The sequence below is a fragment of the Synechococcus sp. R50.1 genome (assembly GCF_047462115.1).
Lineage (GTDB): Bacteria > Cyanobacteriota > Cyanobacteriia > Thermostichales > Thermostichaceae > Thermostichus.
In genome coordinates this window covers 1-22,398 of the sequence record NZ_JANSIN010000032.1, presented here as the reverse complement: position 1 = coordinate 22,398, position 22,398 = coordinate 1, and the positions used below count along the sequence as shown (strand labels likewise).

Genomic DNA, 22,398 nt, shown 5'->3' with positions numbered 1-22,398 from the left:
GACTTTTTTGGGGATCGACCTTCGCAGTTACGTGTTTTTGGATCGGCTGCAACCCCAGTATGCTGCTTATCTGGGCACAGTAGCCTACGGCTTTTTGCCCCTGCCTGGGGACACTTCTTTGTGGGTCGAGATTTCCCCCGGCATTGAGATCAACCGCGTCATGGATGTGGCGCTCAAGGCCACTTCCGTTAGGCCGGGGCTGCAGGTGGTGGAGCGGCTCTACGGCCTTTTGGAGGTACACTCCAGCAACCAAGGGGACACCCGCACGGCTGGCCGCGCCATTTTGTCTGCCTTGGGGGTGAGCGAACAGGAGCGCCTCAAGCCCCGCATCATCTCCAGCCAGATCATCCGCAACATCGATCCCCACCAAACCCAGTTGATTAACCGTTCCCGCCGTGGCCAAATGCTCCTGGCTGGCCAAACCCTCTACATCCTGGAGGTGCAACCGGCAGGCTATGCCCCCCTGGCTGCCAACGAGGCAGAAAAATCTGCCCAGATCAACATCCTGGAGGTGATGCCTTTCGGTAGCTTTGGCCGCGTGTACTTGGGAGGGGAAGAGCGAGATATTCTGGCCGCCTGCCGCGCTGCCGAAGCCGTTTTGGCGGGGGTTTCCGGTCGGGAGCCCCTCTTGTTGCCTGAGGAGGTGTAGCCAATGGCAGACTCCGATCCCAAGCCAAGATCGCCCCTGTCGCAACGCCGGGATCCCTCTTCAGCGGAGCAAGTGAGGCTCTTGACGGAGCTGGCCGCTCCCTATCGCAGCTTGCGGCGCTTCATCTACCTGGCAGCGGGCTTCTCGGCCACCATCGGGGCGTTTGTGTTTTTCTTTCAGGCCCTGGCGGGGCGAGACTTAAGCACCACCTTGCCCAGCTTGGCCTTGCAGTTGGGGATCCTGGCCGGCGCCATCGGCCTGAACAGGCTGGAAAACCGCTCTCACCAGAAGGTGATCAGACAGGTCAAACAACGCTTGGGCATGCAGCAAGACTCCCAGGAGCCCCAACGGTCGGCGGACAGTTAGCCCGCCCATTCCCCGCAGCCCCTTTCTCAATCCAGATCAAAGTCATCATCATCCGCGTCAGCACTGCGCAGATAGCGGCGCTGAGTTTGGCGAGCGGGATCCCCTTGTGACCACTTTTGGACAATTTGGACACCCAGAAAGGTCAGAAAGGCCCCCAAAGCCACAAACGTGAGAAGTGGGATCGCCAGGATCACCACTGCGCCCAGGACATAGATAGCCACCTTGGGCAGAGACGGATCCACCCCCCAGCGGCGGCTGCGCACCCAATCGGTGAGCTGCTGATCCCATTGGCGCAGGCGAGGCCTGTTCTCCTCGAAGATCTCCAGCAAAATCGGCCCCAGACGACGCAGATTGTCCTGAGTTTGCCTTCGCCAATCCTGCACCGAACGCCCCATGTTCAGGATCCCTTGTCCTGTGATCTTCAGGCCGATCCTAGCCCAACCCTAGCAACCTTCCCATCAGCTCAGAGGACGACCCCACCGGATGTAAATTTGTTTGAACATTTGGATCGGAGATTTTGGAGGCTTCCCAGGACTACAGTACACTGAGGGCACTGGCGCAGCGATGTTGCTGCCATGCCGATTCGGTAAACCTTTTTTAACTTTTCAACCTGCTCGACTGGAGAACGCTAATGGCTCACTCGGTCAAGATCTACGACACCTGCATCGGCTGCACTCAGTGTGTGCGGGCTTGTCCCACCGACGTGTTGGAGATGGTGCCCTGGAAGGGAAAAAACAAAGCTGGGATGATCGCGGCTGCCCCCCGCACCGAAGACTGTGTTGGCTGCAAACGCTGTGAAACCGCTTGCCCTACCGACTTCCTGAGCATCCGGGTCTACCTTGGCCCCGAAACCACCCGCAGCATGGGCTTGGCCTACTGAGTTGCTGGGGGCTGGTTGCATCCTGATTTGCAATTGCCTATAAATTACTGGCAAAAGCTTCACCGAGAGTTTGGCGTGCAAGCCCCGGCATTGATGCCTGGGAAAGAGTCGTCATCAAGCTTAACCAAAAAACTGGGTTTAAAGCCCCGTCCTTCCAGGGCGGCTTTGCACTATGCTGCCTGTAGCGGCGGGGTAGTCAACCGCTCTTGCCCAACGCCTGCTGTCCGCAAGTCCCCCCTTCGGGGGGATTCATAGAAAGCAAATTCGAAAGCATTTGAAAAGCCAAGTAGCTTTTGGAACGTTCCGCTCGTAGGGCTTCCTGCACCAACTGTTCTCTGGTGGTGTGGTTGAGTAGCTCTTTCAGACTATCGGGGGTCATCAGAGATTGGATCCCAGTTAACCGCCGGCCATTAAGCGGTTTCTGACCCTTTCTACCTCCCAACCGACCTGGAAACCTAGAAGTGGAGATCCCAAACGGGGAAAAACCCCACCAGCAGCTCCACGATCACCAAAGCCGGTAGCAAGTTGGCCACCCGCAGGCGGGCCAGGCCGAGCAGGTTGAGGCCAATGCCCAAGATCAGGATCCCACCGGTGGCCTCCAAGGCGGCGATCAGGTCTGGGCGCAACAGAGGCTGCAACTGCCGCGCCAACAAAGCCACTCCCCCCTGAACCAGGAGCACCGGCACCGCAGAAAATAGGGTGCCCCAGCCAAGGCTGGCGGTGAAGGCGAGGGTGGCGATCCCGTCCAAAGCGGCTTTCACCAACAACAGCGAGGGATCCCCCAATCCATCCTGGATGGATCCCAGCAGGGTCATGGGGCCGACCACAAACAGGATGCTGGTGGTGACGAAGGCACGGGTAATCGGGTTGGGGCCCAGCCAACGGCTTACCTGCTTTTCCAGGGCCTGGCCAATCCGCTCAAAAGCAGCCTCGATGTCAATCCACTCCCCCAGCACAGCTCCTGACATCAGAGCAACCAAAACCGTTACCGCTTGGGCGGCACTGCCGAGGGTGAGGGCCATTTGGATCCCTAAGACCAGCACCAGGGATCCCATGGCTTGCAAAAGGGTTTGGCTCATTCGCTGGGGCAGGCGGCTACCTACTCCCCAACCAAGGCCGCTCCCCGCCAAGATGGCGAGGGTATTGACGAGAGTGCCGGTGCCGGGAGGAGCCATAGACTTTTTAGCGCCCAGACTTTCCACTCTCAGTTTCCGATAAAGACCTGTCCCAAGCCTGCGCGGAAGCACCTATGCAGATTCAGCTATTCCCGCTGCCAATCCTGGCTATACTGAGGACACGCCTACCTGATCAGATGGGGGCTTTCACTCCACGAAGACATCCGATGAGCTTTTGGAAGGGCCTGTTCGGGGCAGCAGGGGCCGCTTCGACGAAAGAGTTGGCGCAAAAAACGACGGCCAAAGCTGGTCATGTTGCCGCGCAGCGCAGTCGCGACCGTCAGGAAGTGGTGGCGGTACAGGGCGAGTCCATCCTGTTCAGCTTGGATCCCAACTTGGATCTGTACGAGCTGGAGGAGCTCTGCGATGCGGTGGGATGGTCGCGTCGTCCCATTCCCAAGGTGAGAAAAGCCCTGCAGCACAGCTTTTTGGTGGTGTCGATGTGGCAGCAGCGGGGCAGCTATCGTCGCCTCATCGGCTTTGCCCGGGCAACGTCCGACCACGCCTTCAATGCCACCATTTGGGACGTGGTGGTTCATCCCGATTTCCAGGGCAAGGGTCTGGGCAAGCGGCTGATGGAAAAGGTGATCCAAGAGCTGCGCGCCCAAGACATCAGCAACATCACCCTTTTTGCCGATCAAGGGGTGGTCAGCTTTTACGAGCGGCTGGGCTTCACCCCCGACCCCGAGGGGATCAAAGGCATGTTCTGGTATCCCCGCTAGCGTATGGCTCCTCTGGTGATTTTGCCCGGTTATCTGGCGGGCGCGTCGGAGTATGAGCCCTTGCGTCAAGAGCTGGAAGCCCGCGGCTATGCGGCACGGGTGGTGCCGTTACGGGTGCGCAGTTGGTTTCCCACGCTGGGGGGAAGGCCCGTCACTCCCATCCTGTGGGCGCTGCGAGAGGCCATCCAAAAGACCTGCGCTGAGTTTGGGGTTGACCGGGTTAACCTGGTGGCCCACTCCGCCGGCGGCTGGATTGCCCGCATCTACCTGGGATCCGTGCCTTACGGGGGACAGGTGTGGCAGGGGCGGGAGCACGTCGCTACGCTGATCAGCCTGGGATCCCCTCACATCAGCCGGGAGCGCTGGACGAAGCGCAATTTGGACTTTGTCAACACCCACTATCCGGGGGCCTTTTGGCCCGAGGTGAACTATGTGTGCGTGGCGGGCAGAGCCATTCAGGGGCGGCGCTTGGGCCTGGGATCCCTGTGGCGACAGGAGGATTATCTGGCTTGGCTGGCCTACAACAGCTATTGGCTCACGGCTGGACAGGGGGAATTGTGGGGCGATGGCATTATCCCCATCGAGGCTGCCCACTTGCAGGGGGCTGTCAATCTCACCCTGCCCGACTGTTACCATTCCGGTCGGGGTGGACGGCGCTGGTATGGATCCCCCGAGGTGGTGGAAACCTGGGCTCGGTATTTGGCTTAGGGCCTGCCTTTAGCTGCTGGGCTCGCTCGGGTCGGCAAGGGAAGTCTCGGGCAAAGAGGCGGCGGATTGGCGGCGTTCCTGCTGGCGTCGGGCGGCTTTCACCATCTCCTCGACCACAGCCCGCGCCTGCTTCATGCGATCCAAACTACTCCGATAGAGCTCCAGATCCTTTTTCACCCGCTCTGCCGAAAAGGGCAGCTTGCCCACCACATCCTCCAAAAAGCGGCGGGTGCGCTCTTCCGCTTCTTTGTAAAGGGACTTGGCCACGGCTTCATAGGCTGTATAAAGGCCAACAGCCAAGACCCGGCTGTAGGCATAGGGCGGCTGAGTCATGCGCTCCAAAATGGCTTTCAACCCGCCCACATCTTCCGCCTCTGGCTTGAGGCAAAGGAGATCCAGTCTCTGACGGGGATCCCCGCTGCGCATCAACTCCAGCAGATCGCGGGCATTCTTGCGCAACACCTCCGGCTTGAGGTGCAAAGCCTTACAGAGGGCGTTGAAAATGGCTTCTCGCTGTTCGGGGGGTTGGTAGGCTTCCATCAGCCCGTCGTAGAGGGTGACCATCCCCAAGGCAAAAAACGGATCGTAGATGAAGGTGCTGTTGACGGTGGTCAGGTGCAGCTCGACCAACAACTCCTCCACCACCCGGCGATAGACGGCGTTGATCGGGCGAGGGTAGGCGCTGAAAAAGGCCGCTTTGGTGGCGGAGAGGGTGCGAACAGGATTCACAGGCAGACAAAAAAAGGTGAGCTTGAGGACGGCTTTCTCTGTTCTATTCTCGCCTGTGGTGACCCTGAGGGCAAGCGACGACCAATACAGCCGCATCTTGGCTCCGCTATGGTGAATAGATGGGTGGGAAGATGGGTTGAGGGAGGCGATGGCAACAACAGACGTGACGGTGGTGGTGAAGATCGGCACCTCTAGCCTGACAGATACTCAGACCGGCTCGTTGCGTCTTTCCGTATTGGGGCCGCTGGTGGAGGTGCTGACTCACCTGCGCCGGCAGGGATACGCGGTGATCTTGGTCTCCTCCGGGGCGGTGGGGGTGGGCTGTGCTCGCCTTGGCTGGCGGCAACGACCGACGGCCATTGCCGAAAAGCAGGCGGTGGCTGCGGTGGGACAGGGGCGGCTGATCCGCCTTTACGATGACCTCTTCTCGGCTCTGAACCAGCCGATTGCCCAAGTGCTGCTCACCCGTGGCGATCTGGTGGAGCGCAGCCGCTACGTGAACGCCAATCGCACTTTTGCCCAACTGCTGCAGATGGGGGTTATTCCCATCGTCAATGAAAACGACACGGTGGCAGTGGAGGAGCTGAAATTCGGCGATAACGACTCGCTTTCGGCGTTAGTGGCCAGCATGGTGCAGGCCAAGTGGCTTATCCTGCTCACCGATGTGGACAAGCTCTATTCGGCTGACCCCAACCGAGATCCCTCTGCCCAGCCCATTGAGCGGGTGTTGCCCGGGATCCCGCTACAGGTGAAGGCCGAAGCCCAGGGGAAAAGCGGCTGGGGCACCGGCGGCATGGCCACCAAGCTGACCGCTGCTCAAATTGCTACAGCCGCAGGGGTAACGGTGGTGATTACCAATGGCAAACGGCCTGAGCAAATTCCGGCCATTCTGGCCGGCGAGGCCATCGGCACCCGCTTTGATCCGGCTCCCCAGCCCGCCAGCGCCCGCAAGCGATGGATTGCCTACGGCCTTATCCCCGAGGGATCCCTGACGTTGGATGAGGGGGCGGTACGAGCGGTGTGCCAGCAGGGGCGCTCGCTGCTGCCGGCAGGGATCACAGCCATTTCTGGAGACTTTGAGGCGGGGGCCGCCGTGCGCTTGTGCGATCCCAGCGGTCAGGAGGTGGCGCGGGGCCTGGTGAACTACAGCGCCGAGGAGCTGCGGCAGATCAAGGGCAAAAAAACTGCCGAGATCCCTCACATCCTGGGCTACGAAGGGGTTGATACTGCCGTCCATCGGGATAACTTGGCTTTGCTCAATTGAGGCCGTTCAAGCTCGGTGCTCCGCACCACTGGCGCCAATGGGGAAACGGCTGGGATCCCCATGCCTATTCCTCCAACTGCCAGAGATCCTGGGCCAGCGCCTCAAAGTGCTCCGCACCGCCAGCGCCAACGAAAACCCGCGGGGGGCGCACTGCCATCAGCACCTGGCCCAACAGGGGAGAGGAGGGCGAGTCTTCTATCCACTCCACCGCCAGGGATCCGGCCTGATCCACCAGGAAAAATCCTGCCATCTGATCTCCCTCCCAAACCCGAATGGCGCGATCGACCACCAGCAAGACCGGATCCTGCTCTTCGCCGGCGGGCACCGGCAAGCCCAATAGGGATCCCAAAAGCCTGTTTTCCACCTGGAGGATCACCGGATCCCCGGCCTTTTGAATCACCGGCCAAGCGGGCAAGGCCATCCAAGTTTGCTCCGTCGGGCTGTTAACCCAGCCAAAGGGCCCTTGGGGCTGGCTGGAGGGGATCCCTTCCCAGGCGGCAGTTGCAAGAGGCAGGGATCCGGCCACCGGCAGCAGTCGCGGCAGATCTTCTTCCAAGCGAAACACGGACAGCTTGGGCAAAACGCTGCGTTGGGGGCGGGAGCTGGTGGCAATCGTGGACAAGAGCTGCTCCACCTGTCGGCGGGCTGTATCACTGTGGACATACTGAAACGCTCGACCGATAGCCCGAGTTCGCTCCTGCAGATCGCGGGTTTGCTGGGCCGTCCGCCAGGCTTGATAGGCCACCGCATCGCCGGGGTGATCCGTAAACCCTTCCGGGAGCTGTTGGAGCTGGGCATAATTTTTCACGGCGCGGGCGATCTCATGAGCATCAGCGGCATGCAAATGGCGACTGAAGATAAATTCCGCCACCCGAACCCGATCCTGTGGGGAGAGAATGCGCAACTCGTAGAGGATATCGCTACCTTTGTGGGCAAAATGCTCCAGAACTTCTGGGCTGGCTCCTGCTTTGGCCATCCCTTCGTAAACTTGGGCCGCAACAAGGATCTGGTTTTGGTGAATGGGCTCAAACCCGGTTGCCTCGAAGATGGCCTGGGGAGTCATTTTCTGTCGTTGCAAAGCTTGACAGGCCTTGGCCCAATCCAGCCACCGGCCCTCTTTGCGGCGCAGCCGCTCTACCAACAAGCTGGGATCCTCCTCCACAGCAGCAGGTTCCGGCAGATACTGACTCATGGCAAGGCTTCCTTTCCAACAGGCTCGACAAATCCCCGCTGCCCTATGCAGCAGCCCAGCAGATCTGGCCGGGCATCTCGCCAAGCTCGATTTTAAAGTGATCTTAAAGTTCTGCCCAAGTCCGGCCGCGACAGCGGGACGGAGTTCTTGGCGCAACTCTAGATCGCTGGATTGCACAGCATCACCTGGGAAGGCTGTCCGCTCACCGGCAAGCGGTTCAGATCCAATTGCCAAAGCTGGAACTGGGGGGGCTTTTCTGCTTTGGGCACTTGCAGCCAAACCTTGCCTCTTTGGCCCACTTGCAACACCTGTGAGCCGTCAGGCACGGCCATCTGGGCCAGGGGATCCCCTTTTTCACCATACAGCCAGAGGGAAGTGGATTGTTCCCCATCTCGACACAACAGCAGCACTCCCCAAGGAGCCTTGGCCATCTGGACAGGCCAACCTTTCAAAAACCAGCGGCGCACCCGCAGCGGATTCACCTGCACCGAGTCGAGATAGGGGCAGAAATCCTGCTGGCCTTCCTTGCCCCCATCTGTTGCCGCGAAGAGCAACCGTTCCCCCAGGCTGATCACCATCCCTTCGGGATCCAAGGGCAGGCGATAGCGAATGGGCTGGGATCCCGTCTGCAGAGACCAACCGGTCGCGACAGTGGGATGGTGTCCCTTGGGATAGGGCAAGAGGCTCATCTCCACCCACTGCTGCCCCACACCTGTCAACAAAACCAGATGCTCCGAGAGGGCCAGCAAGCGGGACAGGGATCCCTGCCAAGGCCAGCGGAAATAACAGCGGGAATCGGGGAAAGGCTGTGTTCCTGTCGACGTGGCCGGCTGCCATTGTACGGCCCCCAACTCTTGGGCGGTGGCCCAGACCAGCTCCTGTCGCTCTGCCAGCCAGGTGGCCTGCCAATCCTCCTCAAAGCTGAGCAAGGTGCGGATGCGGCTGGGGCTGAGGTGCAAAAGGCTGCTTCGGGAGAAAGCCAGGGCTTCCGGGAAGGTGTTCAAGGGCAGCACCGCCCGAATTGGCTCGTCCAGGGAAAAACGGGCCAAAGCAGGGGATCCCAGGGCAAGGTTCTGGAGCTCCAGCCATTCCAGCCTCTGGGGGGTCACCCGCAACAGCAGCGGGGATCTGGAGCCGCTGGGATCCTCGCAGATGCAGAACTTTTGCTCGGCCAGGAACTCCATCCCGCCAGCGTCAACAGAGCCCGGATCCGGCAGATCCCAAACCTGCACCCCAGGGGGCGGCCACCTGGGCAGGCGAGGGCCAACCCAACAACTGGCCGGCTCTTGCCACTCTTGGGCAAACACCGCCAAGGCCGACCGCATTTGGGCAGCAGTGCGGAACCGCCGCGAGGGCAACTTGCGTAGGGCTATCTCCAGCACCTCCCGCAGCGGGGCAGGGATCCCTTCTGGACAGACAAACGGCTGGTTGAGGTGGGCGTGCATCAACTGGCCGGGAGATCCGGAAAAAGGCCGTCGGCCCGTCAGCAGCTCCACCAGGATGATCCCCACCGCGTAGAGATCGGAAGCGGGACTGAACTGGCCATAAAACCGCTCCGGGGCCATGTAGGCAGGGGATCCGGTGGCGGTGATCTCGCCGGCAGCAGGCTGCAGGCGACGGGCGATGCCAAAATCCGTCAACTTCAGTTGCCAGCCTTGGGGCGTGGGCTTGAGCAGGATGTTCTCGGGCTTGACATCGCAGTGGATCACCCCCTGGCAATGGGCATGCTCCAACCCGGCCAAAATCTGATCCACAAAGCCCAAAACCTGTTTGACCGGCAGCCACAGCCCCTGTTCCACCTGGTTGATCAGCTCCCGCAGAGTGCCCCCCTCGCAGTACTCCAACACCAGGTAGCGACCCTCGCGGGCATGTTCGAGGGCATAGCAGCGGGTGATGTTGGGGTGGTTCAGGGTGAGCAGATGGCGCAGCTCCCGCAGCAGATTTTGGGTGGGAAAGCGCTCCGCCTGCAGCTCCTTCAGGGCCACCAGCTCTCCCCCCTGGTGGGGACGGGCACAGAACACGCGCCCATACTGCCCTTGGCCGGCCAAACCCAACATTTGGTAGCTATCGTGAATCGACTTGAGGGTACGGCTGCGTCGGGACACGGCCCCAGCCCAAGGGAAATCTCAGCACCTTTATCCCTAGCATGGAAATCTCCTCCCAGAATCGCCGCTTTTGGCGAATGGCCAGTTTCTTCCCAGCCGGGAAGCTATGAACCAGTCAATTGCTTGAGCAGCTCCGCCGCGTGGGTTTCCACGTTGATCTTGGTGATGATGGCCTCGATCTTCCCCTCCGGATCGATCACAAACGTGGTGCGGTGAATGCCGTTGTACTCTTTGCCCATAAACTTCTTCGGGCCAAAGACGCCATAAGCACTGGCCACCTTGCCTCCTTCATCCACCAACAACGGAAAAGGGAGCCGGAACTTCTGGGCAAATTTCTGGTGGGAGCGGGCATCGTCGGCGCTCACCCCCAAAATGCGGATCCCTTGCGCCTGATAATCGGCGTAGGCATCCCGAAAGCCACAGGCTTCTCGGGTGCAGCCGGGAGTGTTGTCTCGTGGGTAGAAGTAGAGCACCACCCGCTGGCCCCGCAACTGGCTCAAGCTGATGAGATTGCCCTCGGCATCGGGCAAGGTGAACTCAGGAGCGGGATCCCCAACCGCAAGGGGCATAGGTGGGATCCCTCCTCAGACCGATTTTTTGGGAGAGAGAATCATCGTGATGTTTCGCCCTTCCTTTTGGGGAGGCTGCTGCATTTCCGCCACGCCCTCCAGGTCTTTGAACAAGCGCTGCAGCAATTCTTCCCCCAGCTCGGCGTGCTGGGCCTCGCGACCGCGGAACATCACGGTGGCTTTCACCTTGTCTCCATCCCCCAAGAACTGCTGGGCGCTGCGCAGGCGGACATGGTAATCGTGCTCGCCGATGTTGTAGCGAAACTTCACTTCCTTGATCTCGGCGGTGTGTTGCTTCTTGCGGGCCTCCCGTTCTTTTTTCTCCTTCTCAAACTTGAACTTGCCGTAGTCCATGATGCGGCAGACGGGCGGATCGGCCTTTTCGCTCACCAAGACCAAGTCCAGATCTTTTTCTTCTGCCAGGCGCAGGGCCTCGCGCGGGCTCATGATCCCCAACTGGGTGCCGTCGGTATCGATGAGGCGGATTTTGGGGAAGCGGATGCGCTCGTTGATGGCCGGCAGCTCTGCACGCTGCTTGCGGGGGAAGCGGTCAAGTGGACGCTCTACGGTCAAGTTTTCCTCTCTGAACGAAATGAACAGCACAAAACCCATGCTAAGTAGAAGCAAGCCCCCTAGGAGCAGTGCCGACCCGTGGATTTGAACTTATCCAATCAAAGTCGGCTATCGGCCCGCAGGCTAAGGCATGCTGCACCTATACTAACCGGCATTTTCTACCTCCTTCTAGAGCTATCAAGAGTTGTCAAGGCCCGCTCACTTGGGGATCCTGCCAGATTGGGGCAACAACCGCGGTAGGATACCAAAGTGGCGATCCTGATGGGATCAAAGGTTGTTTGTCGGCCAGCAGGGAGGGCAGAAGCGGTGCAGCTCGGTTTAACGGAACGGGAACTGACAGAGTTGGCCCAAAAGTCGGTTCAGCTCATCCTGAGCCCGCGGGAAGGAGATAGCGAGGCGCTGATCCAGTACAAGTCTTCGGCGGAATTTCGAGCAGGGGTGCACCTGGCCTGTGCGGCCATGGTGTTGGTCTTGGCCGAGAACAACGAGCGCCTCGGCCAACAGTTGCTGGCCACTTTACAGAACTTACAGAAAGGATCCCCGGCCCTCGAGACACCCTCGGAGGGGACTACCGGAAGTTAGCCCAGGGATCCGCAAACGGGAGAGGAGAACGCCTTGGCCGAGGTACGCAGCGAGCGGGACTCGATGGGGGAGCGGCAACTGCCGCAGTCGGTTTATTACGGCATTCAAACCGTCCGCGCCCTAGAGAACTTTCCCATCAGCGGCCTCAAGCCCCTGCCGGAGTATGTAGAAGCCTGCGTGCTGATCAAAAAAGCGGCGGCAGAGGTCAATGGAGAGTTGGGGTGCATTCCGGCAGAGGTGGCCAAGGCGATTGTGCAGGCGGCGGATGAGATCCTACAGGGATCCCTGCGGGATCAATTTGTGGTGGATATCTACCAAGCAGGGGCAGGCACCTCTCACCACATGAATGTCAACGAAGTGTTGGCCAACCGCGCCTTGGAGATCCTGGGGGAGCCCAAAGGCTGCTACCAGCGGGTCAGCCCCAACGATCACGTCAACTACGGCCAATCCACCAACGATGTCATTCCTACCGCCATTCGCCTGGCTGCCCTGCTGCGGGTGCGGCGGGATCTGCTGGGCACTCTAGACAATTTGGTGGCAGCCCTCGAGCAGAAGGCAAAAGACTTTCACGGGATCCTCAAGGCCGGTCGCACCCATTTGCAGGATGCGGTGCCGGTGCGGCTGGGGGACAGCTTTGGCGCCTACGCGGCCATCTTTGCCCAACACCGTCGGTGGATCGAGGAGGCCAGCCAGGCCCTGTGCAGCTTGGGGTTGGGGGGAAGCGCTGTCGGCACCGGCCTCAACACCCATCCCCAGTATCGGCAGCGGGTGGTGCAACGGCTGGCGGAATATACTCAGCTACCCCTGACCCCTGCCCCCCACCTGATGGCGGCGATGCAGAGCATGGCCCCCTTTGTGCATCTGTCGGGATCCCTGCGCAACTTGGCCCAAGATGGCATCAAGTTGGCCAACGACCTGCGGCTGATGGATTCCGGCCCCAAGACCGGCCTCAAGGAGATCCAACTCCCCCCGGTTCAGCCCGGCTCTTCCATCATGCCCGGAAAGTATAACCCGGTAATGGCCGAGATGCTGAACATGGTCTGCTTTCAGGTGATCGGGCTGGATACCGCCATCACCCTCTGTGCTCAGGCGGGGCAATTTGAGCTGAACGTGATGATGCCCCTCATTGCTTATGACCTCCTGCACAGCCTACAGATCCTAAACAACAGCCTGCGGGTCTTCACCGAGCGCTGCATTCAAGGCATCACCCCCCAACCGCAGCGATGCCGCGGCTACGCGGAAGGGACGCTGGCTTTGGTGACTGCTCTCAACCCCTACATCGGCTACTTACAAGCGGCAGAGGTGGCCAAGGCTTCTCTGGAAACCGGCCAGCCCATTCGACAGATTGTTTTGGAGCGCAACCTCATGACCCCAGAGCAGGTGGCGGAAGTGCTGGATCTAGAAGCCATGAGCCAAATGCAGTCCTAACCCATTCGCTACAGTGGAGGCATACTGCTCCTGCCCGGCCATGACCATTACCCCCTATCGCTGGCCCACCCAGCACGACTTGCCCGATACAGACGACACCCCCTTGGACAACGAGGATCAAGGCCGCCAATACCCCCTCCTCCGGGAACCGCTGCTGCTGCACTGGTCAGATCGGCAAGACTTTTTTGTGGCTTGCAATATGGGCCTTTACTACGCCCTACCCCGGCAGGTCATTTTTCCAGATTTGTTTCTGGTGCTGGGGGTTCCCCGTTGGCGGGATGGCACTGCCCGCAAAAGTTATGTGGTTTGGGATGAAGGGAATATCTTGCCTATTCTCATCTTGGAGATCATCTGCAACGACCAGGGGGAAGAAAAACCCGGACAAGCCAAATTCCAGCTCTACGAAAGGCGGCTGCGGATCCCCTACTACGTCACCTTCGAGCTAGAGACCGATGAGCTGAATGTTTATCAACTCCAGGGCGGACACTATGAGCTGCTCCCCGGCTCAGGCGCTGGAGAACATCCCCCAATTCTGTTGCCCGATTTGGACTTGAGTATCGGTCGGTGGTGGGGATCCTACGAGGGGCGAGAACGCTTTTGGGTGCGCTGGTACGATAGGGCAGGGCAATTGTTGCCTACGGGAGCAGAATTGGAGCGGCAACGGGCAGAATTGGAACGGCAGCGGGCAGACCTAGAACGCTCCCGAGCCGAACGACTGGCCCAGCGGCTACGAGAGCTGGGAGAAGACCCCGAACTTTGATCTGCTCTTTCAGGGATCCCCAAAGAAATCTCCACCTACCCCGTACACTGCGATCCTGGCATTCCAGGGGGACATGATGACCAGACAACGACTCAGCCTGTGGACGAAGCTGGCCTACGGGGTGGGGGATCTGGGCACAGGCATGACAGCTAACATCCTCATCTTTTTCTTGCTGCCCTTTCTCACCAATACCGTTGGCATGTCGGCAGGCCTAGCCGGCAGCATCTACGCCATCACTCGCTTTTGGGATGCCATCAACGATCCCATCATCGGCATTCTCAGCGACCGTACCCGCAGTCGTTGGGGCCGTCGCCGTCCCTGGTTGCTGTTTTCCGCCCTCCCCTTCGGCCTCACGTTCCTGGCCCAGTGGTGGATCCCTTTTCCCGGTCGTATTGGCCCCCTTTTCGCCTACTACCTACTGGTGTCGCTGCTGTTCAATACCTTCTACTCGGCGGCCAATATCCCCTATGCCTCTCTGACCGCGGAGCTGACCCAGGATTACGACGAGCGCACCCAGCTCAACCAATTCCGCTTTGCCTTCTCTGTAGGGGGCAGTATGGTTGCGGTGGTCACCTTTCCCCTGCTGGTCAACTTGCTGCCGGATCGGGCTGCCGGCCACCTGCTGGCGGGAGCCTGTTTTGGAGTGATCTCGGCTGTGCCCTTGCTGATCTGCTTTTGGGGGGTGCGAGAACGGTATCAATTCCAACGGGATCCCATGCCCCTGGTTCAACAACTGCGGGTGGCCTTCAGCAACCGCCCCTACCTGTTTGTCAGCGGCATCTACCTGTGTTCTTGGCTGGCGTTTCAGTTCACGGCCACGATCATCCCCTACTTCATCGTCTTCTGGATGGGCCTGCCGGAGGTGTGGATTTCCCTGGTGGTACTGGCGGTACAGGGGATCGCAGTGCTGACGCTGTTTGGCTGGACCCAACTGAGCACCCATCTGGGCAAGCGCACCATGTACCTTATCGGGGCGGGGTTTTGGCTGATCTCGCAGGCGGGCCTGTTTTTCCTCCAGCCCGGCCAGCAAGGGATCATGATTGGGCTGGCTCTGTTGGCCGGCATTGGGGTTTCTGCTACGGCCTATCTCGGCCCTTGGTCCATGTTGCCGGATGTGATCGATCTGGATGAACTACAAACCGGGGAGCGGCGGGAGGGGATCTTCTACGCTTTTATGGTCTTCTTACAAAAGGTGGGCCTGGCGCTGGGACTGTTTTTCGTGGGGCAAGCTCTGGATTGGGCCGGCTTTGTGCCTTCGGTGGCCGGAGAGGCCCTGCCCATCCAGCCGGAATCGGCTTTGTTGGCCATCCGCATTGCCATTGGCCCCTTACCGGGAGTGGCTTTGATCGGCGGGATCTTGCTGGTGTGGTTCTACCCAATCACCCGGCAGCGTCATCAGCAGATCCTGATGGAATTGGAAGAAAGACGGCAACAATACCACCCCAGCACCGAAAGATCTCCTTAGACCGCAAAATAGGCTACGGTTTCTAGCGGCAGAGCAACTGGCGCAATTGCGGGGGTTTTGATCTTCGGCCCAGGCTACTCCTCTCTCAGGGGCCTGCAGGATTACCTCATCAATGGCCTGAAAAAATGGCCTGAAAATCGATCGCTCCTTCATCTCGCGCTGGGGGCCGAATGAAGAAAATGCCGAGACCATTGCCTGATCATCACCTTGGCCCGCAGCCTGGGAATGGATGTCACTGCCGAGGGGATCGAAACCCTACAGCGACTGCACCAATGAGGCTGTTGAACTGCGAGTATGGCCAGGGCTATTTCTTCGCCAAACCTGATACATTCACGCTGAACTCTCCTGAACATAGTTCAGGAAAGAAGCGATCGCATCCTGCCTATCTCTGTTCGCGTCAGCGGGACGGAGTCCAAACAGGAAGGCGGTATCCCGCAAAGCCCTGAGGAATACCCCCCGAGCGCTTTCCCCCTTCACTTCCCGGCAACCGTTGCGGTGGACTCAAGGATCAGGGGGAAACTTGGTCTACTATATCCCTCTCAATGACTTTTGCCAAACCGCCTAAAGCTCAGTAAATTCAGCAAAGTTCAGGGTTTTGGGGGTTAGAGGCATGCTCTCTAGGATGCAGAGCAAATGCTGCGGTTGCAACTGGACAAGAGGTGAAGGGATCCCTGCCCTCAGTCTAGGATGATGCGCAGGCCGCTACCCGAGGGAGTCGCCGGTTCAGGGTTGGGCACAATCCGCAGCCCACTGCCGGAGGGCCGGGTCACCGTGTTGTCGATGTTCACAAGGAAGGTGTTGGATTGGCCGTCCCGCTCATACACCACCACGTCGTTGCGGTTGAACTGGGAGCGACAGATGATGGGGGAGTTGTCGGCAGCAGTAGCCGCACTGCAGCGGTAGCCAGGGGCAGAGACGATCTTGCCTTCTTCATCGATGGAAAAAGGAACTGCAGAGGGCAAGATTGGAGAAAAGACCGGCTGGTCGGGATTGAGGATCACCGAGCCACCTGTGCTGGGTTCTACCACGATCCCCCGCCCGTCGATGACGATCCGCTGCGCTTGGGCGGGAGAGACGGCCAGCGGCCCCAAGAGCAAAGCCAGGCTTAGGCCGAGTTTGAAGGGGAAAAGCGGGTTCATCGGACATCTCCTTTTGCCAAGGGCCATGACAGCTTCCAGGGATCCGCCAACGATCCTTGCAGGGGATGGATCTCTGGCTCAACTTAACTTGATCTTGACTTGATCTTGACTTGATCTTGGCCCAGATGTCGGGCCGAACCCAGGGCGGAAGCCGTCACCTCTGTTGCCAAGATGGGCACTTTGCCGTCGGCTCGACTACCACAGCCCCGAGCGGCCCAACGCCAGCCCGACCACCAACATGCCCAACACCAAAAAGGGCTGCGCGCTGGCTTGGTATTTCACATCGTTGTTCAAAGGATCCCGCAGGAGGTACATATCTTGGAAGGTTATTTGCGGGATGATCAGCAGCACCAAAAGGGCCGCGTAACGTTTTAGGCCCGCCCCCAGCAAAAACGAGGCCATGCCGAACTGAAATAGGTCGATCATCAGCACCGAGATCCAAGCAGCCCCCATCGCCCCAAACATCACCGGCAAAGAGGCCAAGCCAAACTGCCTGTCCCCTTCGATGCTTTTGAAATCGTTGACCACGGCAATCCCCAGCCCGGCCAAGCTGTAGATCAGCGTCAGGATGCAGACCGTCCAGTTTAGCTCGCCGAACAAGGCGTGGCCTGTCCACCAGGGCAGGGCGATGTAGCTGGCACCAAGGGCATAGTTGCCCAGCCAGCCGTTGCGCTTGAGCTTCAGGGGGGGCGCCGAGTAAATGTAGGCAATGAGGGCTCCCGCCAAGGCAATGCAGGTGATCACCGGGAAGTCATGGCCGGTGTACCAGTCCAGAGCGTAGGCCAAGCCCAACCCCAAGATCAGCAGCACCCAGATTTGGATAACCACCCGCTGCAGAGAGATGGCCCCCGAAGGGATCGGGCGGTAGGGCTCGTTGATGGCGTCGATCTCGCGGTCGTAGTATTCGTTCACCGTTTGGGTATAGCCCGTCATCAGGGGGCCTGCCAGGATCATGCCCACCAAAATGAGAGCCACATTCTCCCAAGTCCAGGTGAAGTGACCGGAAGATGCCGCCCCCGGAATCAGACCCCACACCAAAGGGATCCAGGTGACAGGCTTCATCAGTTGCAAGTGCAACTGCCAAATGGAGCGAGACTCCACCTCTGCTCCTTTCATGCCCAGCAGTTGACGGACACGCTGCGCATTCGACCCGCCGGTGCCAGGGGATCCCTTGCCGGGATCCGAGTCTGGGGCGGCTTCTTCTGAAGCAGCTCCTTCTGCTATGCTGGGCTCCGCAGCAAAGGCCATCTCAGCCGCCACTTCCGGCAAGGAGGGATCTTGAGGGATCTTTTCGCTCATGGTGGGATGCGCAATCAAACTGCAATAACGGGGATAACCACCCCCATTCTGAGACATCGTGACATACTCCCGCACTCATGCTGATGCAAAGCGCTCCGCGCCGCTAAAGCGAAAGAGTACGAGCTTCTCAGTGACTCCTGTTAAGGACATTTCCTGAGCTTTAAGAACGGGATGCCCCACCGCTCTGTGTTTACCATAGCAAGGGTTTCCGCCTTTCATCCTGACCCTCATGCTGATACATAGAGGGCGTCGCTTCTCGGCGGTCTAGCTGACCGGATTCCTCAAACAAGAGGAGAGGTTGACGTTCTCCCCACGGCTAAAGCCAGAGGATCCGTTCTCAGCCAGCAAAACAACTCCCACTGACTGAGCTACACCGAGCATGTGGCTTATACCGCAGCACCGTGGGGGACGCCAAAGCGCTTCGCGCCGCCAAGGCGAACGCATCAGCTACTGGGATGTGGAAACACCCCAGATACTTCTACTTCACCTTCAGCACTGAACCTTTCTATAAATGGGTGGAGCGATACTCACATCCTATCAGGAGACGGTAGCTTATCCCTAGGCATAAATGCCGGGGCCTGAGCCGCCGAGTTTTCGGTCAGCTCGCAGTTCCGGGCCATCTACACAATCTGTGCCGTCACGAATAGGTTTTGGTGCTCCGCTGGGATCCGCTCTTTCTCTTGGGCCGGGATCACCAGGGGAGGTTGCTGAGTGTAATTGATGGGATCCCGAAACCAAGCGCGGCTGTAGGTGTTGTAGAGAAGGGGACGGGGAGCGGGCGAGCGATTGGCCCGACCCAGATGAATCAGGCGGTAGTCGAACAGGAGGCAGGATCCCTTGGCCAGGGGCGGATCGACAAAGGGCATCTGCTGGGCCAGCTCGGTATAGTGGGCATCGAAGACTACATGGCTGCCGGGCCAGAGACGGGTCATGCCGTTCTCTTCGTTGACCTCCACCAGAGGAATGAGCAAATTCAGGGCATAGCAAGGAATGATCGCATCCAAGGTCTCGTCGCCAAACAGATGAGACAGATCCCGGTGAACTTGTTGATCGGCGGATCCCGGCAGAGAGACCACCGCCCCCAGCCCGCTCAAGATCAACTCCGGCCCCAAAATCCGCTTCAGGATGGGCAAGATCAGAGGATGGGCATAGATGAGGGGATCGTTGAAGGGGCCCTCCAGGCGAACCGTTACCATCACCCGTCTATTGCCCACTAACAGGGCATCGGCGTGGTGCTCGTGGGTGCAGTAGCGGCTGTAGGTGGCCAGAAAGCTGCTGTGCAACTTGTCGATGAGCTCGGGGGGAAAGATCTCCGGCAACACCAGATAGCCCTCTGTGGAAAACAGTTCAAAAGCCTGCTCTACGGTCTCTGGATCCGGCTGCTGGAGCTCCTGTAAGGACTCCGTCCCGCTGACGCGAACCGCAGGGCTGAAGCGCAACTGGGCCAACATGGGCTAGGTCTCCTGCAAACTGGCCACAGCCATTAACATGCCCCGCGCTTTGTTTAGACATTCTTGGTATTCCCGCTCCGGATCCGAGTCGGCCACAATACCTGCCCCGGCCTGCAAGCTCACCTGGCCCTGATGAACCAGCAGAGTGCGGATGGTGATGGCGGTGTTCAGTTGGCCGGAAAAGTCGTAGTAGCCATAGGCGCCGGCATAGGGCCCGCGGCGGCATCCTTCCAGCTCATGAATAATCTGCATGGCGCGGATTTTGGGGGCGCCGGTAACAGTGCCGGCAGGGAAGGTGGCCCGCAGCAGATCCCAGGCGCTGTACTGGGGATCCAGCCGCCCCACCACGTTGCTGACAATGTGCATCACATGGCTGTAGCGCTCGATCTGCATCAGGTCATCCACCTGCACAGATCCCAGTTGGCAGACCCGTCCCAGGTCGTTGCGGGCCAGATCCACCAACATCACATGTTCGGCCCGTTCTTTGGGATCTGCCAACAGCTCTTGCTCTAACTGCCGGTCTTCCAGAGGGGTGGTGCCACGGGGGCGGGTGCCGGCAATGGGGCGCACAGTGGCGATGCGGTCTTCCCCCACGCGGCTGAGTTTGACCATCACCTCTGGGCTGGAGCCGATGAGGCAGAGATTCCCAAACTGCAAAAACGCCATATAAGGGGAAGGGTTAATCAGCCGCAACGAGCGGTAGAGGCGAAAGGGATCCCCGGCAAGGGAGATGGTAAACCGCTGCGAGAGCACCACCTGGAAGATATCTCCGGCGCGGATGTAGTCCTTAGCCTGTTCCACGGCTTGGCAGTAGGCTGGGCGGCTCAGGGTGCTGGGGGGGATTTGTTCGCGCCAGCGGGACGGAGTCCTTTCCGACAGGTGGGGCTTCCAGTTGAGGTGCAGATGGGCCAGGGAAAGAGGAGCGCTGAGCTGCTGCATCAGCTTTTCCACCCGCCGGCAGGCTTGGGCATAGGCTTCCTCGGCAGCGTGGTGACGGGTATCGGCGAAGGCCACCACCCAGATCTTGCGCTTCACCTGGTCAAAGAGCAGGATGCTGTCCACCTGCATCAAAACGGCATCAGGGGGATCCCCCGGCTGCAGGGGGTGGATGGGCACCTTGGGCTCAATCCAGCGAATCAGCTCGTAGCCCCAGTAGCCAAATAGCCCGCCGATGCTGCTGGGCAATTCCGGCAAATGCACCGGCTCATAGGGCTGCAAGCAGCGGGCCAAAATTGCGAAGGGATCCCCTTGGTGGTGCTCCTGTCGGCCATCGCGGTATCGCTGTAGCGCCTGATCCCCGCGTATTTCCAAAACCCACAGGGGGTCGCAGCCCAGGAAGCTGTAGCGGGCTACCTGCTCCCCCCCCTCCACCGACTCCAGGAGAAAGTTGTAGGGCTGGCCGGCACAGACCCGATACCAGGCAGAAACCGGCGTTTCCAAATCCGCCACCCATTCCTGGTACACCGGGATAAAGTTGCCCTGCTTGGTGAGGGCAAGAAACTCCTTCAAGGGAGGGTAAATCATGGCCTGCAACTTTTGTGCTTTTCCTGACTCTACCCCAGACACGGGATCCCAAGGGCGTGTGGATCCCTCTGGATTGCCCGGTTGCAACAGCGCCGAAAACCATTAAGCTGAGAGCGGCTCTACTCTCGGGAACTCTTGCCATGCAAAACCCATCTCAGGTGATTCGCGAGCGCCTCCGCTATCAAGGCCATAAATACACCTTCGTCAGCCAGCGTTTGCGTTTTCCCAACGGCAAAGAGGGGGAGCGGGAGTACCTCATCCATCCCGGGGGGGTGGTGGCCGTGCCCGTCACTGCAGCAGGCAAGTTCGTCTGCATTCGTCAATATCGCTTTGCGGTTGCCTCCTACCTTTATGAATTTCCGGCAGGCACAGTCGAGCCAGGGGAGCATCCCGACGACACCATTCGCCGCGAGCTGGAAGAAGAAACGGGCCTGCGTGCCCATCGCTGGGATTCGCTCGGCCAATTCTATCTATGCCCCGGCTATTCCAGCGAGATCATGTACGCCTATCTGGCGCGGGAGCTGGAAGTGCTGGATTCCCCTCCCGATAAAGATGAGGATGAGGATATCACCGTAGTGGAGTTTTCTGCTTCTGAGCTTACAGAAATGGCCCGTTTGGGAATGGATTTGGACAGCAAGTCCATTGCCTGCTTTTGGCGGGCCCAATTGTTTTTGGCTGCCGAAAAATAGAGCCCTCCGTCGGGGGGGGCTGCCCCTTGCTCCTGGGGGATCCCTTTCCAATTGGCGGGGCGTCGTTCCAAGCCGACTTTGGCGGTTACAGGCGAATCTTGGGGCCTTTTGCGAGAATTCGGTAGTCCACTGGAACCGTCTATGGCCATCTAGGGGAGATCTCTAGGGGAGATCTAAGGTGAGCTCCACGTTGAGTTCAACACAAAGGGATCCCTTGGTTTACTGGAGGAGCCTTGCTGTCTCTTAGAATTTTAGGGGCGAGGAGTGAGGAAATATGCGGAAGCTGTTGTGTTCCTGTGGTCGAATAGCCTGGGGAGCGGCCTTGGCTGCCACTCTACCGGTTGCTGCTGTTCCTGCCTATCCCCAGCCTGTGCTTCCGCTGCTGCCGGTTCCTTCTGAGGGCGGCGCTGCTCGAGGTGGGGTTGTGGCTTTATTCAATCAATCCATTTGGTGGGATTTTATTCGCGGCAATCGTGGCGAAAACCTACGCCTGTTCCCGGCCAGCCTAACCTCTCCATCTCGCCAGGATGTGGTGGCTGTGTTTCAGATTCAGCGGCAGCCCACCGTAGAGCCGGTGGTGCGCGTTCTCAGCTTCGAGCACCAGGGGGGGTATAGCTTTCGTCTGCTCCACACGGCTGAGCCGATCCCAGGGCGGTTGGTGGAGGCTCACCTGCGCACGGACATCACCTCCAGCCCACAGCCCAAGTTGGTGCTCCTCACCGAGCGAGGGGGCATCAGCCTGCTGCGCTCTGTCTTGGTCTTGGAACACCGGCCTGAGGGACTTGTGCCGCTGCTGAGCGTGACGGATCTGAGCAATGCCAGCCTGCGGGTCAGCCCGCAAGGGATCCTGGTCATCTCAAGCCCGCCCGGTGCCAGCCGTGACTTGAGGGCTACCCTCTACCAATGGGAGGGGGATGGCTTTGTCCGTCGAGATCTATAAGTCCATCATCTGTTGTGACTGTTGTGAATCTGCCTGTCAATATCCATCTTTGTCAGCGAGGTCTCGCGTGGAGCGGATGTCCGTCTCGGCTATCGCTGCCCTTGCCAGCAAGCTGATACATTCACGCTGAACTCTCCTGAACATGGTTCAGGAAAGAAGCGATCGCATCCTGCCTATCTCTGTTCGCGT

Annotated in this window: 23 protein-coding genes; 12 read left to right on the top strand and 11 right to left on the bottom strand. The window is 59.4% G+C overall.

Annotated elements, in window-relative coordinates:
* Positions 1–7: 7 nt before the first annotated feature.
* Both NW870_RS09130 and NW870_RS09125 read left to right on the top strand, forming a co-directional pair.
* Entirely contained in the window at positions 8–649 is a 642-nt protein-coding gene (locus NW870_RS09130) for a hypothetical protein (protein WP_414374955.1), read from the top strand.
* Between the two features lie 3 nt (positions 650–652).
* Complete coding sequence (locus NW870_RS09125; RefSeq protein ID WP_414374954.1) at positions 653–1,015, top strand: DUF3493 domain-containing protein; 363 nt, start codon at positions 653–655, stop codon at positions 1,013–1,015.
* Positions 1,016–1,041: 26 nt separating this feature from the next.
* On the opposite strand, the gene NW870_RS09120 is transcribed toward NW870_RS09125, so the two are convergent.
* Positions 1,042–1,410 (bottom strand): hypothetical protein, encoded by a 369-nt coding sequence (locus NW870_RS09120; protein ID WP_414374953.1) that lies wholly within the window; start codon positions 1,408–1,410, stop codon positions 1,042–1,044.
* A 236-nt stretch (positions 1,411–1,646) separates the two neighbouring features.
* Between NW870_RS09120 and psaC the strand changes: the two genes are divergently transcribed.
* Positions 1,647–1,895: a photosystem I iron-sulfur center protein PsaC gene (gene psaC / locus NW870_RS09115; RefSeq protein ID WP_414350136.1), complete on the top strand. Its 249-nt coding sequence runs from the start codon at positions 1,647–1,649 to the stop codon at positions 1,893–1,895.
* 455 nt (positions 1,896–2,350) lie between these two features.
* Here the strand turns inward: psaC and NW870_RS09110 are convergent, their stop codons facing one another.
* Positions 2,351–3,070, bottom strand: a complete 720-nt coding sequence (locus NW870_RS09110) for a DUF554 domain-containing protein (RefSeq protein WP_414374952.1) — start codon at positions 3,068–3,070, stop codon at positions 2,351–2,353.
* A gap of 167 nt (positions 3,071–3,237) precedes the next feature.
* Here NW870_RS09110 and NW870_RS09105 point away from each other — a divergent pair, with 167 nt between their 5' ends.
* Together NW870_RS09105 and NW870_RS09100 are read left to right on the top strand one after the other, a co-directional pair.
* Positions 3,238–3,792, top strand: a complete 555-nt coding sequence (locus NW870_RS09105; RefSeq protein ID WP_414357199.1) for a GNAT family N-acetyltransferase — start codon at positions 3,238–3,240, stop codon at positions 3,790–3,792.
* 3 nt (positions 3,793–3,795) lie between these two features.
* Positions 3,796–4,500, top strand: a complete 705-nt coding sequence (locus NW870_RS09100; RefSeq protein ID WP_414357197.1) for an esterase/lipase family protein — start codon at positions 3,796–3,798, stop codon at positions 4,498–4,500.
* Between the two features lie 9 nt (positions 4,501–4,509).
* Here NW870_RS09100 and psb29 read toward each other — a convergent pair whose 3' ends face one another.
* Entirely contained in the window at positions 4,510–5,325 is an 816-nt protein-coding gene (gene psb29 / locus NW870_RS09095; RefSeq protein WP_414374951.1) for a photosystem II biogenesis protein Psp29, read from the bottom strand.
* A gap of 52 nt (positions 5,326–5,377) precedes the next feature.
* Here psb29 and proB point away from each other — a divergent pair, with 52 nt between their 5' ends.
* Positions 5,378–6,493: a glutamate 5-kinase gene (gene proB / locus NW870_RS09090; RefSeq protein ID WP_414374950.1), complete on the top strand. Its 1,116-nt coding sequence runs from the start codon at positions 5,378–5,380 to the stop codon at positions 6,491–6,493.
* Between the two features lie 64 nt (positions 6,494–6,557).
* Here proB and raf1 read toward each other — a convergent pair whose 3' ends face one another.
* The 4 genes from raf1 to infC all read right to left on the bottom strand — a co-directional run bounded on the left by raf1 (position 6,558) and on the right by infC (position 10,932).
* On the bottom strand, positions 6,558–7,685 hold the full coding sequence (gene raf1 / locus NW870_RS09085; protein ID WP_414374949.1) for a RuBisCO accumulation factor 1: 1,128 nt from the start codon (positions 7,683–7,685) through the stop codon (positions 6,558–6,560).
* A 158-nt stretch (positions 7,686–7,843) separates the two neighbouring features.
* Positions 7,844–9,790, bottom strand: coding sequence for a serine/threonine-protein kinase (locus NW870_RS09080; RefSeq protein ID WP_414374948.1), 1,947 nt, complete (start codon positions 9,788–9,790; stop codon positions 7,844–7,846).
* Positions 9,791–9,894: 104 nt separating this feature from the next.
* The gene (gene bcp / locus NW870_RS09075) at positions 9,895–10,359 is read right to left on the bottom strand and encodes a thioredoxin-dependent thiol peroxidase (RefSeq protein WP_414357188.1); all 465 of its coding nucleotides are present in this window, start codon (positions 10,357–10,359) and stop codon (positions 9,895–9,897) included.
* Between the two features lie 15 nt (positions 10,360–10,374).
* The gene (gene infC, locus NW870_RS09070; RefSeq protein WP_414357186.1) at positions 10,375–10,932 is read right to left on the bottom strand and encodes a translation initiation factor IF-3; all 558 of its coding nucleotides are present in this window, start codon (positions 10,930–10,932) and stop codon (positions 10,375–10,377) included.
* Positions 10,933–11,193: 261 nt separating this feature from the next.
* On the opposite strand from infC, the gene NW870_RS09065 reads away from it, so the two are divergent.
* From NW870_RS09065 to NW870_RS09050, 4 genes are all read left to right on the top strand, one after another.
* Positions 11,194–11,514 carry a hypothetical protein gene (locus NW870_RS09065; protein ID WP_414357184.1) on the top strand — a complete coding sequence of 107 codons (321 nt, stop codon included), beginning with the start codon at positions 11,194–11,196 and terminating at the stop codon, positions 11,512–11,514.
* 33 nt (positions 11,515–11,547) lie between these two features.
* The gene (locus NW870_RS09060; protein ID WP_414357182.1) at positions 11,548–12,942 is read left to right on the top strand and encodes an aspartate ammonia-lyase; all 1,395 of its coding nucleotides are present in this window, start codon (positions 11,548–11,550) and stop codon (positions 12,940–12,942) included.
* A 40-nt stretch (positions 12,943–12,982) separates the two neighbouring features.
* A complete protein-coding gene (locus NW870_RS09055; protein WP_414374947.1) occupies positions 12,983–13,702 on the top strand; it encodes a Uma2 family endonuclease in 720 nt (239 codons plus the stop codon).
* 76 nt (positions 13,703–13,778) lie between these two features.
* Positions 13,779–15,167 carry an MFS transporter gene (locus NW870_RS09050; protein ID WP_414374962.1) on the top strand — a complete coding sequence of 463 codons (1,389 nt, stop codon included), beginning with the start codon at positions 13,779–13,781 and terminating at the stop codon, positions 15,165–15,167.
* Positions 15,168–15,844: 677 nt separating this feature from the next.
* On the opposite strand, the gene NW870_RS09045 is transcribed toward NW870_RS09050, so the two are convergent.
* From NW870_RS09045 to trpE, 4 genes are all read right to left on the bottom strand, one after another.
* Positions 15,845–16,306 carry a hypothetical protein gene (locus tag NW870_RS09045; protein WP_414374946.1) on the bottom strand — a complete coding sequence of 154 codons (462 nt, stop codon included), beginning with the start codon at positions 16,304–16,306 and terminating at the stop codon, positions 15,845–15,847.
* Positions 16,307–16,501: 195 nt separating this feature from the next.
* On the bottom strand, positions 16,502–17,605 hold the full coding sequence (chlG, locus tag NW870_RS09040; protein WP_414374945.1) for a chlorophyll synthase ChlG: 1,104 nt from the start codon (positions 17,603–17,605) through the stop codon (positions 16,502–16,504).
* Positions 17,606–18,225: 620 nt separating this feature from the next.
* Positions 18,226–19,056: a phytanoyl-CoA dioxygenase family protein gene (locus tag NW870_RS09035; RefSeq protein ID WP_414374944.1), complete on the bottom strand. Its 831-nt coding sequence runs from the start codon at positions 19,054–19,056 to the stop codon at positions 18,226–18,228.
* A 3-nt stretch (positions 19,057–19,059) separates the two neighbouring features.
* Entirely contained in the window at positions 19,060–20,580 is a 1,521-nt protein-coding gene (gene trpE, locus NW870_RS09030; protein WP_414374943.1) for an anthranilate synthase component I, read from the bottom strand.
* Positions 20,581–20,720: 140 nt separating this feature from the next.
* On the opposite strand from trpE, the gene NW870_RS09025 reads away from it, so the two are divergent.
* Positions 20,721–21,269 (top strand): NUDIX hydrolase, encoded by a 549-nt coding sequence (locus tag NW870_RS09025; RefSeq protein ID WP_414374942.1) that lies wholly within the window; start codon positions 20,721–20,723, stop codon positions 21,267–21,269.
* A gap of 322 nt (positions 21,270–21,591) precedes the next feature.
* Positions 21,592–22,209: a hypothetical protein gene (locus tag NW870_RS09020; RefSeq protein WP_414374941.1), complete on the top strand. Its 618-nt coding sequence runs from the start codon at positions 21,592–21,594 to the stop codon at positions 22,207–22,209.
* Positions 22,210–22,398: the final 189 nt, after the last annotated feature.

What these genes read in the sequence shown, in the direction of transcription:
- psb29 (WP_414374951.1), bottom strand. Translation starts at nt 5,325, where the DNA reads ATGCGGCTGTATTGGTCGTCGCTTGCCCTCAGGGTCACCACAGGCGAG.
- trpE (WP_414374943.1), bottom strand. Translation starts at nt 20,580, where the DNA reads ATGATTTACCCTCCCTTGAAGGAGTTTCTTGCCCTCACCAAGCAGGGC.
- NW870_RS09045 (WP_414374946.1), bottom strand. Translation starts at nt 16,306, where the DNA reads ATGAACCCGCTTTTCCCCTTCAAACTCGGCCTAAGCCTGGCTTTGCTC.
- NW870_RS09035 (WP_414374944.1), bottom strand. Translation starts at nt 19,056, where the DNA reads ATGTTGGCCCAGTTGCGCTTCAGCCCTGCGGTTCGCGTCAGCGGGACG.
- NW870_RS09050 (WP_414374962.1), top strand. Translation starts at nt 13,779, where the DNA reads ATGACCAGACAACGACTCAGCCTGTGGACGAAGCTGGCCTACGGGGTG.
- NW870_RS09065 (WP_414357184.1), top strand. Translation starts at nt 11,194, where the DNA reads ATGGGATCAAAGGTTGTTTGTCGGCCAGCAGGGAGGGCAGAAGCGGTG.
- NW870_RS09125 (WP_414374954.1), top strand. Translation starts at nt 653, where the DNA reads ATGGCAGACTCCGATCCCAAGCCAAGATCGCCCCTGTCGCAACGCCGG.
- NW870_RS09110 (WP_414374952.1), bottom strand. Translation starts at nt 3,070, where the DNA reads ATGGCTCCTCCCGGCACCGGCACTCTCGTCAATACCCTCGCCATCTTG.
- bcp (WP_414357188.1), bottom strand. Translation starts at nt 10,359, where the DNA reads ATGCCCCTTGCGGTTGGGGATCCCGCTCCTGAGTTCACCTTGCCCGAT.
- NW870_RS09055 (WP_414374947.1), top strand. Translation starts at nt 12,983, where the DNA reads ATGACCATTACCCCCTATCGCTGGCCCACCCAGCACGACTTGCCCGAT.
- NW870_RS09025 (WP_414374942.1), top strand. Translation starts at nt 20,721, where the DNA reads ATGCAAAACCCATCTCAGGTGATTCGCGAGCGCCTCCGCTATCAAGGC.
- NW870_RS09100 (WP_414357197.1), top strand. Translation starts at nt 3,796, where the DNA reads ATGGCTCCTCTGGTGATTTTGCCCGGTTATCTGGCGGGCGCGTCGGAG.
- NW870_RS09105 (WP_414357199.1), top strand. Translation starts at nt 3,238, where the DNA reads ATGAGCTTTTGGAAGGGCCTGTTCGGGGCAGCAGGGGCCGCTTCGACG.
- raf1 (WP_414374949.1), bottom strand. Translation starts at nt 7,685, where the DNA reads ATGAGTCAGTATCTGCCGGAACCTGCTGCTGTGGAGGAGGATCCCAGC.
- proB (WP_414374950.1), top strand. Translation starts at nt 5,378, where the DNA reads ATGGCAACAACAGACGTGACGGTGGTGGTGAAGATCGGCACCTCTAGC.
- psaC (WP_414350136.1), top strand. Translation starts at nt 1,647, where the DNA reads ATGGCTCACTCGGTCAAGATCTACGACACCTGCATCGGCTGCACTCAG.
- chlG (WP_414374945.1), bottom strand. Translation starts at nt 17,605, where the DNA reads ATGAGCGAAAAGATCCCTCAAGATCCCTCCTTGCCGGAAGTGGCGGCT.
- NW870_RS09120 (WP_414374953.1), bottom strand. Translation starts at nt 1,410, where the DNA reads ATGGGGCGTTCGGTGCAGGATTGGCGAAGGCAAACTCAGGACAATCTG.